We start from the raw sequence: 17,101 nt of genomic DNA on the forward strand, positions 1-17,101 counted from the left end.
AAGGTGCCCTTTTGAAAAGAGGGGCACCTTCTTGTCGTTATGGCGTGTCCTGTGGCGTTTATTTGCGATTTCAGGTCTTTTATTTGCAAATTTCAGAGTGTTATTTGCGAATCTTGAAGTTTTATTTGCAAATCCTGCAAGTTTATTTGCAGCTCTAAAATTGCTATTTGCAGATAATCTTGTTTTCTTGCTTTTTAACACATTTATTTGCGCAGAACCCCAGTTATTTGCATGCAGCAAGCAGGAAAGAATTTAAACCGGCATTTTCGCAAGCTGCTCCTGAATCGCATTTTTAATAGACTCTGGCTTGTCTGTCGGAGCAAAGCGGCTCACGACATTTCCGTTACGGTCGACAAGAAACTTCGTAAAGTTCCACTTAATCGACTTCGAGCCCAGTATGCCTGGTGCTTCTTTGCTCAAGTATTTGAAGAGCGGGTCAGCAGCATCGCCTTTTACATCAACCTTGGCGAACATCGGAAAGCTGACGCCGTAGTTTAGCTGGCAAAATTCCTGGATGTCGCTCTCGCTGCCCGGTTCTTGTGCGCCGAACTGATTGCACGGGAATCCGAGGATCTCGAAGCCCTCGTCTTTAAGCTCGCTGTAAAGTTCCTGAAGTCCTTCGTATTGAGGTGTAAAACCGCATTTGCTCGCCGTGTTTACAATCAATAAAACCTTGCCTCTCAGTCTATCAAGAGGTACCTCTTCACCTTTAATGTTCTTAGCCGTAAAATCATAAACCGTCATGAAGGCCGTGCTCCTTTTGTTTTTCTTTTATTGTACAATGCTTAGCCAGCGACTTCACACAATTTGCACAGCATTCACTTTTAATAGACGTAAACTCCAACAAGCAGCAGGGCGATGACGAAATTCATTCCCATAAAGTATGCGAAGCTTTTTAAGACGCCCCATTCTATCCCTTTCGCAGCCTTCAAAATAAGAAGGGAAAGGACAGATGCAGCAACTGGAATAACGTACGAGCTGCCCGAGAACGTCAAATAAGAAGGGGCAGTGGCATAGAAGGATTCGTTAAACAGCCGCTGTATGCCATAAACCTGTATAGCCGTGAACAGAAGAGCAGGCACCCAGAACACCCACGGCCGCTCATCGTCAACCGCTTTGCTGTTGGTTGCATAAAGAACCATAAATAACAGTATTGTAGGAACGATCCATAGCATGGCTACGGACATGGCAAAGAACCCAACCAGCACAGAAGAGAATGTATCGGATCCTGCAATGATTAGATCATTGCGGTTCATTTCCTGGCTCTGTTCCTTAATAACAGGATTGTGGCTGGAGGCATAAAGGCGGTTGCCATCTTTTTGCATTCCTCTCAGCCAGAAAACGTTCTCCCCGTCAATCGTAGCTGGGAAGCGATTAAAGTTATCGGTCGTGCTGATCCTTTCTGCATCCCAATCCGCTATTCCTCGAGTAGCTGAAAAAATGCTGACTGACTTTTGATTGGAAGCTAGCATTGCCCTTGCTGAAAAAAGAATTTGCGGCACTCCATCCTTAACAAAAATCTCGGTGTGTGTCGGCTTTTCAACAAATGTAGCGGTCTTTTTATCAAGAAAGAGCATCTTATTGAATTTCATTTCCTCAAGCTTATCGGCAGGTGCATGTCCGTAATAAGGGAAGTAGGACTGGCCGCCGCCTGCGGTTGAATATCTTGTGTATATGACGTGTACCTCTCCTTTTTCTTCTGCAAAACGGAAGCCAAAGAGTGTTTCTGAGGACAGTTTAAAGTACTTAACAAGCGCGGAGACTTTATATTCCTGTTCGTTCTTTGTAACGTAATACAGGTTTTGATTGGTGTTAGATGTCTCGGTCGCAAGGACAGAATCGCTTGTTGAGTTGCCTGAAAGGTGTGTCACTGGGGCTTCGAATTTCTTGATTTCCACCGTTTTTCCGCTATCAGGCGTATAGGCGAACAAGCTGCTGCCTCGTGAATAATACACGATACTTTTTGAAGGAGCCATCAGTTCCACGTTTTCTGCCAGCACGCTTTTTTCTCCATCTTTTAAAAGGATTAAATCCTTCTGATAGGTAGAAATAAACGTTGAACCATCCGACCAGACTCTTGCATTATCGTCTAGTGTTGTCTTGATTTTCTTCTGTTTAACAACATTTAGCGTTTTATCTAGTTCTACCGCCTGAACACCGGTTTTGCCCGCTGTAAATACAAGTGTATGGCCATCTTTTTCGGACAAGAAAGGCAAGTATTCTCCTGATTCAATTGGAAGCTCGATCGAACGGCTCCAGTCCTTTGAAGGCAGTCTTGTAACATTCTTAATATTGTCCCATAAAATGAGTGCGGCAAGGAGGGACAGGACAAGCAGCGGGACTAGCCAATGCTTGTATTCTCTTGGATCTTGCTGTTTCTTTTTTTTGAGCGATGTTTCCATATTTTTTCCCCTTTTTATTTCTCTGTACATTATGGATTCAAGATATAAATCCCATCTCCTTTTTATTTCGGCCATGTTCTCCTACGCCTCAAGTCTTATCTGAAATTATAGCTGCGGTCCATTATGAGAAAACGGAGATACAGGTAAGCTAAATGTATGAAAGGAGGAAGCCACAAATGAAAAAATTTGGCTTGCTTGTTATAGGAGGAATTGCGGCGATCGTGCTGCTGGCGAATCTCGGCCCGATGGCGGGACTCGCGATTGGATTGGCGATATTGTATTTCGCGTTTAAAAAGTTTACCGGTGCTGAAACGACCGGCAAGAAGGTACTGTGGGGAGCGATTGGGGTGCTTGCATTATGCGCTTCAATTTCAAACCTGCCAGCTATCCTTGGCGTAGTCGCGATCTACGTGCTGTATGTTGTGTACAAAAAATGGAACGACCATGCGATCAGTGAACCAGCTGTGTCAGACGATCCATTTACTAATTTTGAGCGCCAATGGGCGGAACTAAAGAAAAACTAAAGGAGAGATTCAGGATGAACGCATTTGAACGGTTGAAAAACACGATTATGGCAGATATTCACGATTTGATGGATAAGAAGGAGGAGAAGAACCCAATTCTTCTTCTGAATCAGTACCTTCGACAATCCGAGCAGGAGGTTGCGAGGATTGGAAAGCTTGTTGAACGTCAGCGAACATTGCTTGACCAGTTCGTCGGCGAGCTGAGAGAAGCGGAGGAAAAAGCGGCAAAGCGAGCAGGGCAGGCGGAGCTTGCACAGCGTGCTGGCGAGCAAGATTTGTATGATTTTGCGGTGATTGAAAAAGAGCAGTACGAATTGCGCGCGGCTCAGTTGAAGGAGTCAGGTTCGAAAGCAGAGAAGGATCTCGAGCAGCTTGAGCAAAAGTATGAGCAGATGAAGCATAAGCTGAAGGACATGTACATTAAGCGTATGGAGCTGATGGGGCGCGAGAATGTTGTGCGCGCGAACCGCAGCATCGACCGGGTGCTGAAGCCAGAGGATGCGAGCAAGCAGCCGTTCCGGTTTGAGGATATTGAAATGTTTATCGAGCGCCTCGAGCAGAAGGTGAACAGCGAGTATAACCGAAGCTCGATGGAAGCCCGTTTTGCACAGCTGGAAAAAGAGCTGAAAAAGGAAGAAGCGCCCGGCGCGGCGAACTAACTATAGCTGATTGTTTTAAGGCGCCTTAATTGTGCGCCTTTTCATGTTGAGAATGCTTTGGGGGTACGGTACCATTCATAGTAAATAAGGTTAACAGCGCTAGATTATGATGAATGGTACCGTACCCCCAGACCTTGAAAGAGAGAGTGACTGCACATGCGCCTGAAAAAGAAATCCGAATATATAAGCTGGATCCTGTTGATCGGGGTTGTGCTTTTATTATTAGAGGCATCCTTTAACGGCGAGGGCATCGTGTTCGTGTGCGTACTCTCTGCCGGCCTCATTTATCTCGGGAAGAAAAAGTGGAACAAGACAATTGGAAAGCTGATGTTCTGGGCTGGTGTCATTATTTTAGGCATAACGGTATTAAATTTAATGGCGTTTAAGTTTCTGCTCGTTGTCGCCCTGCTGTTTCTCATCGTTCAGTTTTATCAGTCCAAACAAAACCCTTCCATCATTGAACCGGTTATTTCAGGACCTGTCGAAGGGGCGGAGGAAGAGCTGTATGAACGGAAATCCCTGCTGCAGAATTTGTGGTTTGGCAAACAGTCGACGCCGGATTATGTGTACGAGTGGGATGATATAAACGTGCAGTGCGGAGTCGGTGATACGATTATAGATCTGAGCCAGACAATCTTGCCGCAGGGAGAAGCGGTCATTTTTATCCGAAACGTGATCGGCAACGTGCAGATTCTTATTCCTTATGATATTGACGTGAGCGTACAGCATTCTGTGTTTGTCGGCTCTACGGTTATTTTTGAAAAATCGGAGCAGAACATCTTCAACCAGACCCTTTATTACCGGACAAAGGAATATGCTACTGCTGATAAAAAGGTGCGGGTTCTTACAAGCATCGGTGCCGGGACACTGGAGGTGAAGCGAGTATGAGTACGGTACTGCGCTATATGATCTCTGGAATCGGCATCGCGTTTCTTGTTCTTGCCCTTATTTCAGCAAGTGTTTATTGGTATTTTCCGATAACGGATTATGAATTTTTATGGAAAACACATGTGCTGGATGTGCCGTTCGTGCTTCTCGTGCCGTTTGCATCGTTAATGATCGGAGCATTCTTAGGGATGTTCTCTGGCATCTCATCAAGACGACAGCTTAAAATCGTCGAGCAGACGCTGAAAATGATCGAGGACGGTCGACAGGTGAACGTGAAGGAAGCTGGCGGGCTGGAACTTCGTGCGGTGATGAAGCGGGTCGCTGCCATTCAGCAGCAGCTAGGCGAGAAAATTCGGCAGTCACAAAAGATGGCGTCCGAAAAAGCCGTGCATCAAGAGCAGCGTATACAGGATATTATCTCGCAGGAACGGCATCGGCTCGCGCGTGAGCTTCATGATTCGGTATCGCAGCAGCTGTTCGCCGCGAGTATGATTATGTCGGCGGTGAATGAAATAAGGCCACAATCTGATGACCGCGAAACGAAGCAGCTGAGGATGGTCGAGGAAACGATTCATCAGACACAGCTTGAGATGCGAGCATTGCTGCTTCATTTAAGGCCTGCCGCGCTGAACGGGAAATCGCTTCAAAAAGGGATGGAAGAGCTGCTCGGCGAGCTGCTGCAGAAGGTGCCGATCGAACTCAAGTGGAAGATTGAAACGATTCAGCTCGATAAAGGTGTCGAGGATCATCTGTTCAGGATATTGCAGGAGTCGGTCTCAAACATCCTGCGCCATGCCGAGGCAAAAACAGCACAGATTTTGCTCATTCAGCGTGATGATCTGATCATTTTACGAGTGGAAGACGATGGTGTCGGATTTAAGATGGAAGCACAGAAAACAGGTTCTTATGGACTGCAGAACATGCATGAGCGAGCAGCCGAGATCGGTGGCACGCTGAAGCTCGTAAGCGTTCCAGGCCAAGGAACAAGGCTGGAAGTGAAGGTACCGATTATTGCGGCAGGAGATGAGAATGATGATTAAAGTACTGTTAGTCGATGACCATGAGATGGTGCGGATCGGTGTTTCAGCTTATTTGTCGGCACAGCCGGATATCGAAGTCGTAGGCGAGGCGGAGAACGGAAAAGTGGCGGTAGAGCTGGCATTAGAGCACAGACCGGACGTCATTTTGATGGATCTTGTCATGGATGTGATGGACGGTATCGAGGCAACGCGCCAGATTACGAGTTTGTGGCCAGAAGCTAGAATTATAGTCGTTACGAGTTTCCTTGACGATGAAAAAGTGTATCCTGCACTCGAGGCCGGTGCGACGAGTTATATGCTGAAAACGTCCAAAGCGGGCGATATTGCGCAGGCTGTACGCGAAACGCATCATGGAAAATCGGTGCTTGAGCCAGAAGTGACCGGGAAGATGATGAGCCGGATGCGCCAGAAGACGGTCAGGCTGCCGCACGAGGAGCTTACTGCACGTGAGATGGAGATCCTCATGCTGATGGGGCAGGGAAAGACGAACCAAGAGATCGCCGACGAGCTGTTTATCGCGCTGAAGACGGTGAAGGTGCACGTGAGCAGCGTTTTGAGCAAGCTTGACGTACAGGACCGGACACAGGCTGTGATTTACGCGTTCAATCAAGGGCTGATTAAGGCATAAAAAATGGGGGTCCGGTACTCTTTGGTACCGGACCCCCATTTTTTTGTTAAATCTGAACGTGAGGCTCTGCTTCCTCTTTTGTCTTCTCTTCATGAGGTTTTTGACTGTTCTGCAGCTCTAGCTTCAGCTTTTTGATCGTGCTGTTCAGCTGCAGCATTTTGATAAAGCCGAAGAAGCCTGCAGCCAAGCCGCCAATCGCGGCGGATCCGAGTATGATCAGGACGAGCGGCCATTTTACACTTCCAAAGATATAGTTAAACTCCACATCATTTCCGTTAACCACCGCGAAAACAGCGATAATCAGGGCGAATACTAGTCCTAAAATAAGATAGCCTTGAGCTTTCATTCTACTTCCTCCTCTTATTTTCTTTTTTCATTGTTAAAATAAATCGCATTAATGATGCCGCCGAGAATGATGACCATTGCGGACAGGTAGAACCAAAGCATAAGTACTACGATCCCGCCGAGCTGGCCGTAAAAGGCGTCATAGTTATTGTCACTCACATAAGCCGCGAACCCGAACGAAACAAGCTGCCAGCATATCATTGAAAATACGGCCCCTGGCATAACTTGGCGCAGTGTGAGGTTGATAGACGGCGAAAAGTAGTATAAGGCGATAAAAAAGCTGAACAAAAAGATGCTCCCGATGCCCCACTGTACGCCCGTCCAAAACAGATAAAACTTAGGAATATCAAACACGTTTGTCAGATACACACGGATAAATTTTTCGAAAAACGGGATGATGACCGAAAATAGGACAGCGATCATGAAGCCTGCAGTAAGGAGCAGACCCTGCGCGATCTGCTTTAGAGCACTGTCATTTGACTGCACTTCATAGGCGTCATCCAATATCCGTTTCATGCATTGAAATCCCATCGAAGACAGCCAGAGCGTAGCAATTAAACTTAATGAAAGAAAATTGCTGCTGCTGTGGCTTGTCGTGTATTTCAAGGTCTCTGTGATCAATTCAAATGTTTCATCAGGCGCGTAGGGCTGTACGAGCAGCAATAATGCGTTCTCGTTTACAGGCAGATAAGCTAAAAGGGAATAGATCACGAACAAAAACGGGAAGACAGACATTAAGAAATAATAAGCCATCTGTGCAGAAAGGTCATACACCCGCATCGTCACGAACCGGCTTTTTAATTGCTGAAGCAGCACGGCGCTTCACTCCTTTCACCACGCCTTGTCCTTATTTTACGTTATTCATGTGCTGTAATAGGTATTCGGGAAGACGTGTTTTCAGGTTTCGATTGTTTCGTAGAATTTTACTATTGTGTTATAATAACTCATGCATATCAACGGATTATAAATTATTGAAAAATAAAATGCAACAAAAAATACTTCGTAGAATTTTATTCGTGAGGTGATTTTCCATGCTCTTTTCTGATGTCACAAGTCAGTTTTTAAAGAGTTTAAAAGGCAAATCGAATGAAACCATAAAAACGTATCATCACGTCATCAAGCAGCTTAGCGCCTTTCTTATAGAGAGGAAAAAAAGTATACAAAGTGTGACGAGAGAGGATATACAGCAATATTTGAACAATCTGGCTGCATCGGATAAAAGTCAGGCGACGATTCAAAAGCATTGGAGTGCGATCAACACTTTTGCCAAAATGTCCGGCAAGGAAAAGATACTGAAAGAAATCGTGGTACCAAGTAAGGAAGCCGCAGCGAAAACGATGAGAAGCGGCTTGGGCAAGCTGGAGCAGAGCAGGCTTGTGAAAAGTGTGAAAAAGCATGGCAGCAGGCGGGACGTGGCGATTATCATGCTGCTGCTTACAACGGGAATATTAATTTCCGAACTGATTGCTCTCAATAAAAAAGACGTGACGATCACGCCGCGGAAAGCGAAAATAACAGCTGGAAAGCAACGTGCCAAAAGGACGATCACGCTGAATGCAGCGGCAAGAAAAGCGCTGGTTGTGTATCTTGATCAGCAGCAGGAAAAAGAAAAAGAGAATGAAGCGCTGTTCTCGTCAAGCCGGTCTGGCAGGCTGGATGTCCGAAGTGTGCAGCTGATGCTGAAGAAACACGGCGTTACGGCGAGAGAGCTGCGCCAGACATTTATTATGAGTTTGGTATCGGCCGGAAAAAAGCTGTCAGAAGTGCAAAGTTTGACAGGAATTCAGTCACCCCAGCAATTGAGTGAGTACTTTATGAAGAAGAAGGAAGAAAAATAAGGAAAGCCTAGAATAACATCCTAAAGACAAGGATGTTATTTTTTTACATAAATACCTTGCATTATAGAGTAATGTGAATTATAACTAAATTAGGAGGTGGGCAATTTTGGAAGTGAACAAAGAGGTTTTAAAAGGACATATTGATACATTGATCCTATCGCTATTAAATGGCCGGGATATGTATGGATATGAATTAGCAAAACTGGTGCGGGAAAGAAGCGAAGAGCAGTTTGAATTGAAAGAAGCTACGCTTTATTTGTCATTAAAACGATTAGAAAAGAATAAATGGATCTCGTCTTACTGGGGTGATGAACAAGGACCTGGCGGAAGAAGAAAATATTATAAACTTACTGCTTTAGGTGAAAAAGGTTTTGAAGAAAAGCGTTCTGAATGGCAATTTGTTAAAAAGATCATTGATTCGTTTTTAGAGGGGGGAAAGAACCATGAAACAAATTGAAGTGTTTGTAGATTCGGTATATAACAGGGCAGGGGGCAGCACAAAAGAAGTTAAAGAGTTAAAGGCAGAACTGAAAAGTCACCTGCTGGAGGCTGTTCAAGATTTAAAAGCACAAGGAACATCAGAACAAGAAGCCATTACTATTGCTCTCGAACGCTTCGGTGGAGAAAGTGAAATGCGTTCTTTAGTCGATCAATTGTTCAAAGCTCAAAAGGTGTTTGCCAAACGATTGCTTCAGACAGCACTGGCATTCTTAGTTGTAACTTCCGTTATATGCGGCGGTTTATGGGCGATGGATGAGTCCGAAATGAAAGAGAATGTCACGGTTGTTGATAAAATAATCGGTACAGAAAATACAGCCGGAATTTTGGAAGGTAAAGAAGCAATTTCCGAGGATGCGAAAGAGAAAATCGAAGCTTTAGTACGAGATCATAATCAAATCTTAAATCTTCAAGTTTTTAAAATGACTGATGTCGCAAAAACATCAGAAACAGGCTCCGTTTATTACCGTGTAGACGAAGCTGCACCAGCGTATAAGGTTGGAAAATCGCCTTCTGATGAAAAAAATTGGATGTTGATAAAGGAAGAATATCTTTATGACAATGACTGGTATGTGCAGCTTGAAGCAGTAAAACTTTTTGCTTTCATCCCTTTTGTTTTATTGATCGGATTGGCGATATATGCGACATTGTTTACCATCTGGGCATCAATCAATGCCTATCATCATAGACGGCTAAACACTGGCTGGGTTCTTGCTTTTGCTTTGCTAAATGTGGTCGGTTACTTGGTGTATTATCTTTCGGGTAGAAAAGCAATGGTGTAAAAAACGATGAAATACAAGCTTCCTCATTCCTAAGCGAATCAGGCGGCTTTTTTTATGGTTTTTTTGTAGGGTACGGTACCATTCATCTTCCATTCAGGGATAACGCCTGCTGCAGATGAATGGTACCGTACCCCCATTTTCTGTTGACACAGCAGGCACTTACGAATTATAGTTATCATCGTGAACTGTTTAAGAAATGAACAACTTATTCTAGCAGGATGGAATGGTGAATAGAATGGACATTGTGCGTTTGCAATCAGTGATGCAGCGGTTTGATACAGCATCATTTACGGTGAATAAAAAGTTTGCCTCGCTTATACGGGAGCAGATTCAGGATGAGCTGACGATGGATCAGCTGAACATGATGCGGTATATCCAGAATTTCAGTCCGTGCACGACGACGGAGCTGGCGGATGCTTTTTGCGTGAACAAAAGTGCGATCACCGCGATCGTGACACGTATGACGGAAAAGAACTACATAAAGCGAGTCCGCGACCGTAAAGACCGCCGCATCGTTTACTTAACGCTGACGGCGGAAGGCAAGAAAGTGTTTGATTGGGCTGAGGAAAAAGTGTTTCAAATTGTGGGGCCGTATCTTCAGCAGTTTGATGAGAAAGAGATCGAAACGTTCCTTTCGCTATATGAAAAGCTAAGCAGCATGCTGCAAAAAGATTAAGGGGAGAAACCAACATGAGTTCACTGCTTAAAATGAAGTGGTTTGTTTTTGCTGCATGGGTGGCGGTTGTCGCGGTTCTTGTCACGACGGCGCCAAACATGGTCGACCTTGTCCGCGATAAAGGGCAGATCAACGTGCCTGATGGCTACTCGTCGAGCTATGCGAGCGAGCTTCTCGATGAGATGGCAAAGCAAGATAAGGATGCGAAGGGATCATCCGTCGCGCTTGTTTTTCACGAAAAGGATAAACTCAACGAGCAGGATCTAGCTTCGATCCAGACAGGAATTAAGAATCTTGAAGATAACAAAGAAAAGCTTGGCATCACGTCTATTGTTTCGCATTTTAACGAAAAAGAGCTGAAGAAGCAGCTTGTCGCAAAAGACGGAAAGACGGTGCTCGCGCTTGTTACGGTAGACGGAAAAGACCGTCCGGCAGCTGAGATCTCGGAAGACTTGTATGATGCCATAAAAGACGTGAACGTGAATCATTATTACACGAGCAGCTGGATGATCGATGAAGACGTGGTCATGAGCTCGCAAGAAGGGCTGAAAAAGACCGAATACATTACGCTGATCTTTATCTTAGCGGTGCTGTTTATCGTGTTCCGGTCGTTCGTAGCGCCATTTATCCCGCTCATTACAGTGGGATTGAGCTATATCACCGCACAGTCAATCGTGGCTTTTTTAGTGGATCAGTGGAACTTTCCGCTCTCCAACTTTACGCAAATTTTCCTCGTGGCGGTTTTGTTCGGTATCGGAACAGATTACTGTATCCTGCTGCTGAGCCGTTTTAAAGAGGAGATGGCACATCATGAATCACTTGCTGACGCAATAAAGGCAACTTATAAAACAGCAGGGCGTACCGTAATTTACAGCGGACTCGCGGTTATGATCGGTTTTGCCGCGATCGGCTTTTCGCAGTTCAAGCTGTATCAGTCAGCTGCAGCGGTCGCGATCGGGGTGGCTGTCCTTTTGATCGCACTATTAACATTGGTACCGTTTTTCATGGCGGTGCTCGGCAAGAAGATATTCTGGCCGGCCAAAGGCTCGATGGAGCACAAACAAAGCCGTTTATGGGCGGCGGCAGGAACGTTCTCACTCAAACGTCCGCTTGCCTCTTTGCTAGTGGTGGCAGCGATTACGGTTCCGTTTTTGGCAACATATGACGGTGATCTCTCGTTCAACTCACTAGACGAAATCGGCGACAGTTACAATTCGGTAAAAGCGTTCAACGTGATTTCGGAGAGCTTCGGTCCTGGCGAATCGCTTCCGGCTAAAATCGTTGTGAAGAACGACGAGCCGATGGACGAATCGCAGTATTTAACGACGATCGAAAAAATCAGCCGTGAAGTGGAAAAAGTGGACGGCGTAGATAAAGTTAGAAGCGCCACACGTCCGGTCGGCGAGGAATTGAGCGACCTGTACGTGTCCAACCAGGTGGATACGCTTGGCGAGGGACTTGGCAAAGGAAACGATGGATTGAAAAAAATCAGCGGCGGACTGTCAGAAGCGAGCGCGAAGCTGAGCGAATCCGAGCCGAAAATGAAGCAGACAACGGACGGTATCGGCGAATTGATCAATGGTACGAACGCGTTAAAATCAGGGGTAACGGATTTGTCTGGAGCGCTTAACCAAATTGAGCAAGGCATCCGTGACGGCTCTGCCGGAGCGGGCGATCTGACGGCAGGTGTTCAGCAGATCAGAACAAAGACGCAGGAGTTTTCAAAAGGCACCCAGACGCTTTTAACAAATTACAAGGAAGTTGAACAGGGGCTTGGCGACCTGCAAAAGGGATACAGTGACGCTCAAGCAAACCTGCAAGTTTCGTCTCAAGCGCTGGCAGGTTTGTCGGATAACTTTTCAAACCTAGAGTCAGCCTATCCTGGCATCAATTCAAACGATGATTACAATGCAATAAAGGGAACGGTCAACCAGGTAAGCGGAGGAACGAATCAGCTGTCAGAAGGGCTTGCAAAGTTGAACGGAGGACTAACACAGTCACAGAATGGCCTTCAGCAGCTGAACAATAATTTATCTCAAGTTGCCCAAGGGCAGCAGGCACTCGCTGACGGCCTTGGCCAAATCGAGTCTGGTCTAGCTGAGCTTGAATCAGGCTTAGTAAAGCTAGCAGACGGGCAGGGTCAGGTTACGGCGAAAATGCCGGAATTCACGAATGGTCTGAGCAAAATCGCCGGCGGTCAGGAGCAGCTGAAAAGCGGTTTCGGTCAGCTTGACGGACAGCTCTCTCAGCTGACGGACGGACTCGATCAAAGTGTGAACGGCATCGAGCAGGTGTCGGACGGATTGGATTCAGCGAATGACTATCTCGAGACGCTTTCTTCTTCAAGCGACAAAGAGATGGCCGGCTGGTTCATCCCGCAGGACGTTCTTAACAACAAAGAATTTCAGCAGGTGTTCGACAATTACATGTCTGAGGACCGTAAATACATGACGATGGATGTTGTGCTGAGTGAGAATCCTTACTCACAGGACGCTCTGACCAAAGTGGATGACATCGAGGCAGCGGTCGACCGTGCAGTGAAGGGGACGAACCTGGAAAACGCGGATTACGGCATCAGCGGTGTGACGAGCATCTATTCTGACCTTGATGAAATCTCCGCGTCCGACTACGCGCGCACGGTCGTGCTCATGCTTGTCGGAATCGGCATCATCCTTGTCGTGATGCTGCGGTCATTCATTATGCCGCTTTATATCATCGCATCGCTCATATTGACGTATTACACAGCGATGGCTATTACGGAGACAGTGTTCGTAAACATTCTTGGATTCTCCGGCATCAACTGGGCAGTTCCTTTCTTCGCCTTCGTCATTTTAGTCGCGCTTGGCGTGGATTACAGCATCTTCCTCATGGACCGGTTTAACGAGTATAAGGAGCTTACGGTTCAGAAGGCGATGCTTGAAGCGATGAAGAACATGGGGACGGTCATCATCTCGGCCGTTGTCATCCTTGGCGGAACGTTCGCCGCGATGTACCCGTCCGGCGTAGGATCGCTGCTGCAGATTGCAACCATCATATTAAGCGGGCTGCTGCTGTACGCGTTTATTATCCTGCCGCTTTTCATTCCGGTTATGGTAAAAACGTTCGGCAAAGCCAACTGGTGGCCGTTCATGCCTGGTGAAAAAGAATAAATAATAGAGTAACTGCCGCAGATGTGAAAGTCTACGGCAGTTTTTGTGTTTATGCTTTTAACGAAATATGCGAAAAGCTGCTAAAATCGAACAGCCCCATATCGGTCAGCTTAATCTCTGGTATAACCGGCAAAGTCAGGAACGACATCGTAAGAAACGGATCGAAATCACCGGTGAATCCGAGCTCCTTCAGCTTTGATTTTAAAGTAAGGATTTCGTCGTTCACTTGCTCAAAGCTTTTATCCGACATCAAACCGGAAATCGGCAGCGGAACAGAAGCGAGGACTTCGCCATTCTTAACGATCACATAGCCGCCTTTCATTTCCTGTATCGCGGATATGGCAGCGAGCATATCGCGGTCGTTCGTTCCAGCAACTACGAGATTGTGAGAGTCGTGGGCGACGGTTGAGGCGATCGCTCCTTCTTTTAAAAGCAGACCTTTTACAAGTCCTAAGCCAATGTTTCCTGTCTGGTGATGACGCTCGATGACCGCAATTTTCAGCAGATCATCTTTTACAGCAGGCACATCGCTTACTGTGATTTTCTTTTTGATCGTCACTAGTTTATTCGGAATAATCTCGATAACATTTGCGCTGTTACCATTATCCAGGTTAAGTGCCAGATTTTTTTCTGTAATTTGATGGATATGAATCGAGTCAGTGAGCGTTTCAGGCGGCTCAGCAGCAGGGAGATCTTGACCTGTATATGTTCCGTTACTGGCCGTTCGTTTTCCGCTCACATACACTTCTGAAATGGCGATGCTCTCAAGGTCGTCGAGCAGCAGAATATCGGCCTTATAGCCAGGTGCGATCGCTCCTTTTTCTTGGAGCCCATAGCATCGAGCCGCATTCAGTGAACTGAGCTGTATCGCCTGAAGAGGGTTCATACCATGACCGATGGCGAGCCGTACGTTATGGTCGACGCTGCCTTCTGCGACAAGATCGTCTAAATGCTTATCGTCTGTGCAAAACATAAAGCGGCTGGCGTTCGCTGGAGTTACAGCCGGAATGAGCGCGGCAAGGTCCTTAGCGACCGAGCCTTCCCGGATGAGCACGTACAATCCGCGGCGGATGCGGTCCAGCGCTTCTTCAGCTGTTGTGCATTCATGGTCGGTCGTGATGCCGGCTGACGCATATACATTTATCCCGTCAGCATCCAGCCCCGCGCCGTGTCCGTCGATGATTGCAGCGTTATGCGATACGGACAGAAGCTTGTTCAGCATGTCTTCTTTTCCGTTCAAAACAGCCGGATAGTCCATCACTTCAGCCAGACCGAGTACACGGTGGTGGGCATAGAAAGGATGCAGACTTTCTGCGTCTAGTGTGGCGCCGGCATTTTCAAATTGCGTTGCCGGAACACAAGATGGAAGCATGACCCGGACATCGAGCGGCAGACCCTCAGACTGCTGAAGCATGAACGATATGCCTTTGGTGCCGGACACGTTCGCGATTTCATGCGGGTCGGTGATTACGGTCGTCACACCGTGTGCGAGCAGCACTTTAGCGAACTCTTTCGGTGTTACCATGGAAGATTCAATGTGCACGTGCGCATCAATAAACGCTGGACTTATGTATCGTCCTGCTGCATCCACGATTTCCGTCGCATCTTTATAGCTCCCGATTCCAGCGATATATCCGTCTATTATGGCAACATCAGCCTCGATCGTTTCAAGGTTAAATACATCGATAATTTTTCCGTTCTTTATGATCAGGTCAGCTGGAATCCGCTTGCTCGCAGCATCGATCCGCCTTTTAAGTGCGTTCTTATCCATGAAGTACTCCTTTTTCACATATCTTATTCAATATCTCAAGTGTTGCACATTTTGGGGTGGATGAAACGTGGGAGTATTTAAAAAGGAGCGCTGATGGCGAGCGATGTGCAAATAACGCGGCGATGCTGCAAGCAAACGTGTCGAATAATAAATGAAATTACGCGCTGCAAACAAATTTTGAGATCTGCAAATAAAGGGTTCAGATTTGCAAATAAATCCCTCAGATTTGCAAAGAAAACTCCCGGATTTGCAAATAAATTAAGAAGTTATAAAATGTCTGCTGCTTTTGGTAAGCTCAGTTTGTATTTTCTATTCTTTTTTGCTCCTGTTGCAGGGATTACGAGCTGTTTTAATAGGCGGCTAGCAGTAAATACGGACTCTATAAGGACAAATTTTCTAAATAAAGAATTGGTGATATCTTCTCCAAATAGCAATACATAGTCATGTAAGGCAATAATGTGTGCATCGCGAGAAAAAGTTAAACAATTTCTGCAGCGCCACCCAGAATTAACTTTCACCATTGGATCACTAACCGATGGACAATTAGTATTTGGGCAAAAAACACCTAGAATTAAGTCATCCATTTTAAGGCTGTACCATTCCATTAGGTTGGGATTGTATGGAGTGTTGCGCTTCATCAGTATTTTGGAAATTTGTTTAATGGCTTTGTGGGATAGAAGCTCTTCTGTATGAACCGCTTCAAATTCAGTTGTTCGATTTGGAAGATTTAATCGAGAGGTAACGTTCTTATAAACAAAGTTGTGATTGGTTGTTGCGTCATACCTAGTATCCGAATTGCTCAGCACCACTTGGGTTTCTACTGGTACGAAAGGGCATTTATGATGTTTGAGCCAATTTTCCAGCTGTATGCGCTGTCTTTGAACCTGCAGAAGAGGATCGCTGTAGCTCCGTTCAAGGCCATTTTTATTATTATGAATCATATGCCGTGTATGCTGGTTAAACATAATGGAACCCGACATGTTTTTCGCTTCTAATATTAGAAAATAAGTAGGGGAGAGCAGAAGACAATCAATCTGAAAAAAATCTCCATTTTGGTTTTGAAGTCTCAGATCTTCAAGCACATAATAAAAGTCTTGTTTCAAAAACTTAAAATCATAATTTAAGGCAAGTTCTCCTCTATAACCCGCTAAACTCTTGGATAAATCCTCTTCAATTTCAACTCGTCTTTTATGCATAAGAGGAAGCCTTCTTAACAGAGCTTCCAGCTTCAAAATCTTTAGGGATATATAACGCTTTTTTAGAATGGTTACCATGGCATCCACCAGCCTTTTTTATGAATCATGGCATACATAAGATGATTTGCATAAAGAACAAAATCAGGATTTTAATAGTTGCTGACTGCTGAATTTAGATTAGTTCTAGCGTATTTCTCTAATTTTGATTGTTAGAGTAGTCATTTTTCTGCATTTCATAGTTTTTTGTGTGCAAATAATGCAGTGGTGCTGCAAGCAAACGTGTCGAATAATAAATAAAATTTCGCGCTGCAAACAAATTTTAAGAACTGCAAACAAAGGGTTCAGATTTGCAAATAAATCCCTCAGATTCGCAAATAAAACTCCAAGATTCGCAAATAAACCTGTACGGCCATCCTAAACAACATCTGCGCACTCTAAAAAATAGGTGTTGACACAAAGTGTCAACCCATATATGATTGTTAACAATTCAATATTGAGAATATTTACTCTTATCGAGAGCGGTGGAGGGACTGGCCCTATGAAACCCGGCAACCAAACTTACACGTTGTAAGTTCAGGTGCTAAATCCTGCAGAACACGTTTGTGTTCTGAAAGATAAGAGAGGTCTGAACTTAACTATTATGCCTCTCTGATTCTTTCAGAGGGGCTTTTTTGTATTCTCATAACAAAAATTCGAGGAGGACGA

Annotated in this window: 17 protein-coding genes and 1 riboswitch; of the genes, 11 read left to right on the forward strand and 6 right to left on the reverse strand. The window is 45.4% G+C overall.

Annotated features, from left to right (window positions below; translation table 11 throughout):
- The first annotated feature begins 31 nt into the window (after window positions 1–31).
- Entirely contained in the window at window positions 32–256 is a 225-nt protein-coding gene (locus tag CGZ90_RS11405; RefSeq protein WP_094252634.1) for a hypothetical protein, read from the forward strand.
- On the opposite strand, the gene CGZ90_RS11410 is transcribed toward CGZ90_RS11405, so the two are convergent.
- Both CGZ90_RS11410 and CGZ90_RS11415 read right to left on the reverse strand, forming a co-directional pair.
- Window positions 253–744 (reverse strand): glutathione peroxidase, encoded by a 492-nt coding sequence (locus CGZ90_RS11410; protein ID WP_094252635.1) that lies wholly within the window; start codon window positions 742–744, stop codon window positions 253–255. The two genes, CGZ90_RS11405 and CGZ90_RS11410, sit on opposite strands and share 4 nt — an antisense overlap.
- Before the next feature lie 80 nt (window positions 745–824).
- Entirely contained in the window at window positions 825–2,402 is a 1,578-nt protein-coding gene (locus CGZ90_RS11415) for a hypothetical protein (RefSeq protein ID WP_094252636.1), read from the reverse strand.
- Between the two features lie 176 nt (window positions 2,403–2,578).
- Between CGZ90_RS11415 and CGZ90_RS11420 the strand changes: the two genes are divergently transcribed.
- The 5 genes from CGZ90_RS11420 to CGZ90_RS11440 all read left to right on the forward strand — a co-directional run bounded on the left by CGZ90_RS11420 (window position 2,579) and on the right by CGZ90_RS11440 (window position 6,141).
- A complete protein-coding gene (locus CGZ90_RS11420) occupies window positions 2,579–2,926 on the forward strand; it encodes a lmo0954 family membrane protein (RefSeq protein ID WP_094252637.1) in 348 nt (115 codons plus the stop codon).
- Between the two features lie 14 nt (window positions 2,927–2,940).
- Window positions 2,941–3,585: a PspA/IM30 family protein gene (locus CGZ90_RS11425; RefSeq protein ID WP_094252638.1), complete on the forward strand. Its 645-nt coding sequence runs from the start codon at window positions 2,941–2,943 to the stop codon at window positions 3,583–3,585.
- Between the two features lie 156 nt (window positions 3,586–3,741).
- Window positions 3,742–4,473 carry a cell wall-active antibiotics response protein LiaF gene (gene liaF, locus CGZ90_RS11430; protein ID WP_094252639.1) on the forward strand — a complete coding sequence of 244 codons (732 nt, stop codon included), beginning with the start codon at window positions 3,742–3,744 and terminating at the stop codon, window positions 4,471–4,473.
- Window positions 4,470–5,513, forward strand: coding sequence for a sensor histidine kinase (locus CGZ90_RS11435; RefSeq protein WP_094252640.1), 1,044 nt, complete (start codon window positions 4,470–4,472; stop codon window positions 5,511–5,513). Before liaF ends, CGZ90_RS11435 begins: the two co-directional genes overlap by 4 nt.
- Window positions 5,506–6,141 carry a response regulator transcription factor gene (locus tag CGZ90_RS11440; RefSeq protein ID WP_094252641.1) on the forward strand — a complete coding sequence of 212 codons (636 nt, stop codon included), beginning with the start codon at window positions 5,506–5,508 and terminating at the stop codon, window positions 6,139–6,141. Before CGZ90_RS11435 ends, CGZ90_RS11440 begins: the two co-directional genes overlap by 8 nt.
- Window positions 6,142–6,187: 46 nt before the next feature.
- On the opposite strand, the gene CGZ90_RS11445 is transcribed toward CGZ90_RS11440, so the two are convergent.
- Both CGZ90_RS11445 and CGZ90_RS11450 read right to left on the reverse strand, forming a co-directional pair.
- Entirely contained in the window at window positions 6,188–6,487 is a 300-nt protein-coding gene (locus CGZ90_RS11445) for a LapA family protein (RefSeq protein WP_094252642.1), read from the reverse strand.
- Between the two features lie 14 nt (window positions 6,488–6,501).
- A complete protein-coding gene (locus CGZ90_RS11450; RefSeq protein ID WP_094252643.1) occupies window positions 6,502–7,302 on the reverse strand; it encodes a YihY/virulence factor BrkB family protein in 801 nt (266 codons plus the stop codon).
- Window positions 7,303–7,517: 215 nt separating this feature from the next.
- Between CGZ90_RS11450 and CGZ90_RS11455 the strand changes: the two genes are divergently transcribed.
- The 5 genes from CGZ90_RS11455 (at window position 7,518) to CGZ90_RS11475 (ending at window position 13,429) form a co-directional block, all read left to right on the forward strand.
- The gene (locus CGZ90_RS11455; RefSeq protein ID WP_094252644.1) at window positions 7,518–8,324 is read left to right on the forward strand and encodes a tyrosine-type recombinase/integrase; all 807 of its coding nucleotides are present in this window, start codon (window positions 7,518–7,520) and stop codon (window positions 8,322–8,324) included.
- A 106-nt stretch (window positions 8,325–8,430) separates the two neighbouring features.
- Window positions 8,431–8,781, forward strand: coding sequence for a PadR family transcriptional regulator (locus CGZ90_RS11460; RefSeq protein ID WP_094252645.1), 351 nt, complete (start codon window positions 8,431–8,433; stop codon window positions 8,779–8,781).
- On the forward strand, window positions 8,768–9,604 hold the full coding sequence (locus CGZ90_RS11465; protein WP_094252646.1) for a permease prefix domain 1-containing protein: 837 nt from the start codon (window positions 8,768–8,770) through the stop codon (window positions 9,602–9,604). Before CGZ90_RS11460 ends, CGZ90_RS11465 begins: the two co-directional genes overlap by 14 nt.
- Before the next feature lie 223 nt (window positions 9,605–9,827).
- Window positions 9,828–10,280 carry a MarR family winged helix-turn-helix transcriptional regulator gene (locus tag CGZ90_RS11470; RefSeq protein ID WP_240515417.1) on the forward strand — a complete coding sequence of 151 codons (453 nt, stop codon included), beginning with the start codon at window positions 9,828–9,830 and terminating at the stop codon, window positions 10,278–10,280.
- A gap of 14 nt (window positions 10,281–10,294) precedes the next feature.
- Entirely contained in the window at window positions 10,295–13,429 is a 3,135-nt protein-coding gene (locus CGZ90_RS11475) for an MMPL/RND family transporter (RefSeq protein WP_094252647.1), read from the forward strand.
- 49 nt (window positions 13,430–13,478) lie between these two features.
- Here CGZ90_RS11475 and ade read toward each other — a convergent pair whose 3' ends face one another.
- Entirely contained in the window at window positions 13,479–15,200 is a 1,722-nt protein-coding gene (gene ade / locus CGZ90_RS11480) for an adenine deaminase (protein ID WP_094252648.1), read from the reverse strand.
- Between the two features lie 266 nt (window positions 15,201–15,466).
- Complete coding sequence (locus tag CGZ90_RS11485) at window positions 15,467–16,474, reverse strand: nuclease-related domain-containing protein (protein ID WP_094252649.1); 1,008 nt, start codon at window positions 16,472–16,474, stop codon at window positions 15,467–15,469.
- A 428-nt stretch (window positions 16,475–16,902) separates the two neighbouring features.
- Window positions 16,903–17,017, forward strand: a riboswitch (SAM riboswitch).
- Window positions 17,018–17,101 lie beyond the last annotated feature (84 nt).

It is taken from the genome of Fictibacillus aquaticus, from assembly GCF_002245695.1.
Classification (GTDB): Bacteria; Bacillota; Bacilli; order Bacillales; family Fictibacillaceae; genus Fictibacillus; species Fictibacillus aquaticus.

Bases quoted from the DNA above. Each gene is read 5' to 3' on its own strand.
- CGZ90_RS11410 (WP_094252635.1), bottom strand. From the start codon at position 744: ATGACGGTTTATGATTTTACGGCTAAGAACATTAAAGGTGAAGAGGTA.
- CGZ90_RS11455 (WP_094252644.1), top strand. From the start codon at position 7,518: ATGCTCTTTTCTGATGTCACAAGTCAGTTTTTAAAGAGTTTAAAAGGC.
- CGZ90_RS11420 (WP_094252637.1), top strand. From the start codon at position 2,579: ATGAAAAAATTTGGCTTGCTTGTTATAGGAGGAATTGCGGCGATCGTG.
- CGZ90_RS11475 (WP_094252647.1), top strand. From the start codon at position 10,295: ATGAGTTCACTGCTTAAAATGAAGTGGTTTGTTTTTGCTGCATGGGTG.
- CGZ90_RS11425 (WP_094252638.1), top strand. From the start codon at position 2,941: ATGAACGCATTTGAACGGTTGAAAAACACGATTATGGCAGATATTCAC.
- CGZ90_RS11445 (WP_094252642.1), bottom strand. From the start codon at position 6,487: ATGAAAGCTCAAGGCTATCTTATTTTAGGACTAGTATTCGCCCTGATT.
- CGZ90_RS11440 (WP_094252641.1), top strand. From the start codon at position 5,506: ATGATTAAAGTACTGTTAGTCGATGACCATGAGATGGTGCGGATCGGT.
- liaF (WP_094252639.1), top strand. From the start codon at position 3,742: ATGCGCCTGAAAAAGAAATCCGAATATATAAGCTGGATCCTGTTGATC.
- CGZ90_RS11415 (WP_094252636.1), bottom strand. From the start codon at position 2,402: ATGGAAACATCGCTCAAAAAAAAGAAACAGCAAGATCCAAGAGAATAC.
- CGZ90_RS11435 (WP_094252640.1), top strand. From the start codon at position 4,470: ATGAGTACGGTACTGCGCTATATGATCTCTGGAATCGGCATCGCGTTT.
- ade (WP_094252648.1), bottom strand. From the start codon at position 15,200: ATGGATAAGAACGCACTTAAAAGGCGGATCGATGCTGCGAGCAAGCGG.
- CGZ90_RS11470 (WP_240515417.1), top strand. From the start codon at position 9,828: ATGGTGAATAGAATGGACATTGTGCGTTTGCAATCAGTGATGCAGCGG.
- CGZ90_RS11465 (WP_094252646.1), top strand. From the start codon at position 8,768: ATGAAACAAATTGAAGTGTTTGTAGATTCGGTATATAACAGGGCAGGG.
- CGZ90_RS11485 (WP_094252649.1), bottom strand. From the start codon at position 16,474: ATGGTAACCATTCTAAAAAAGCGTTATATATCCCTAAAGATTTTGAAG.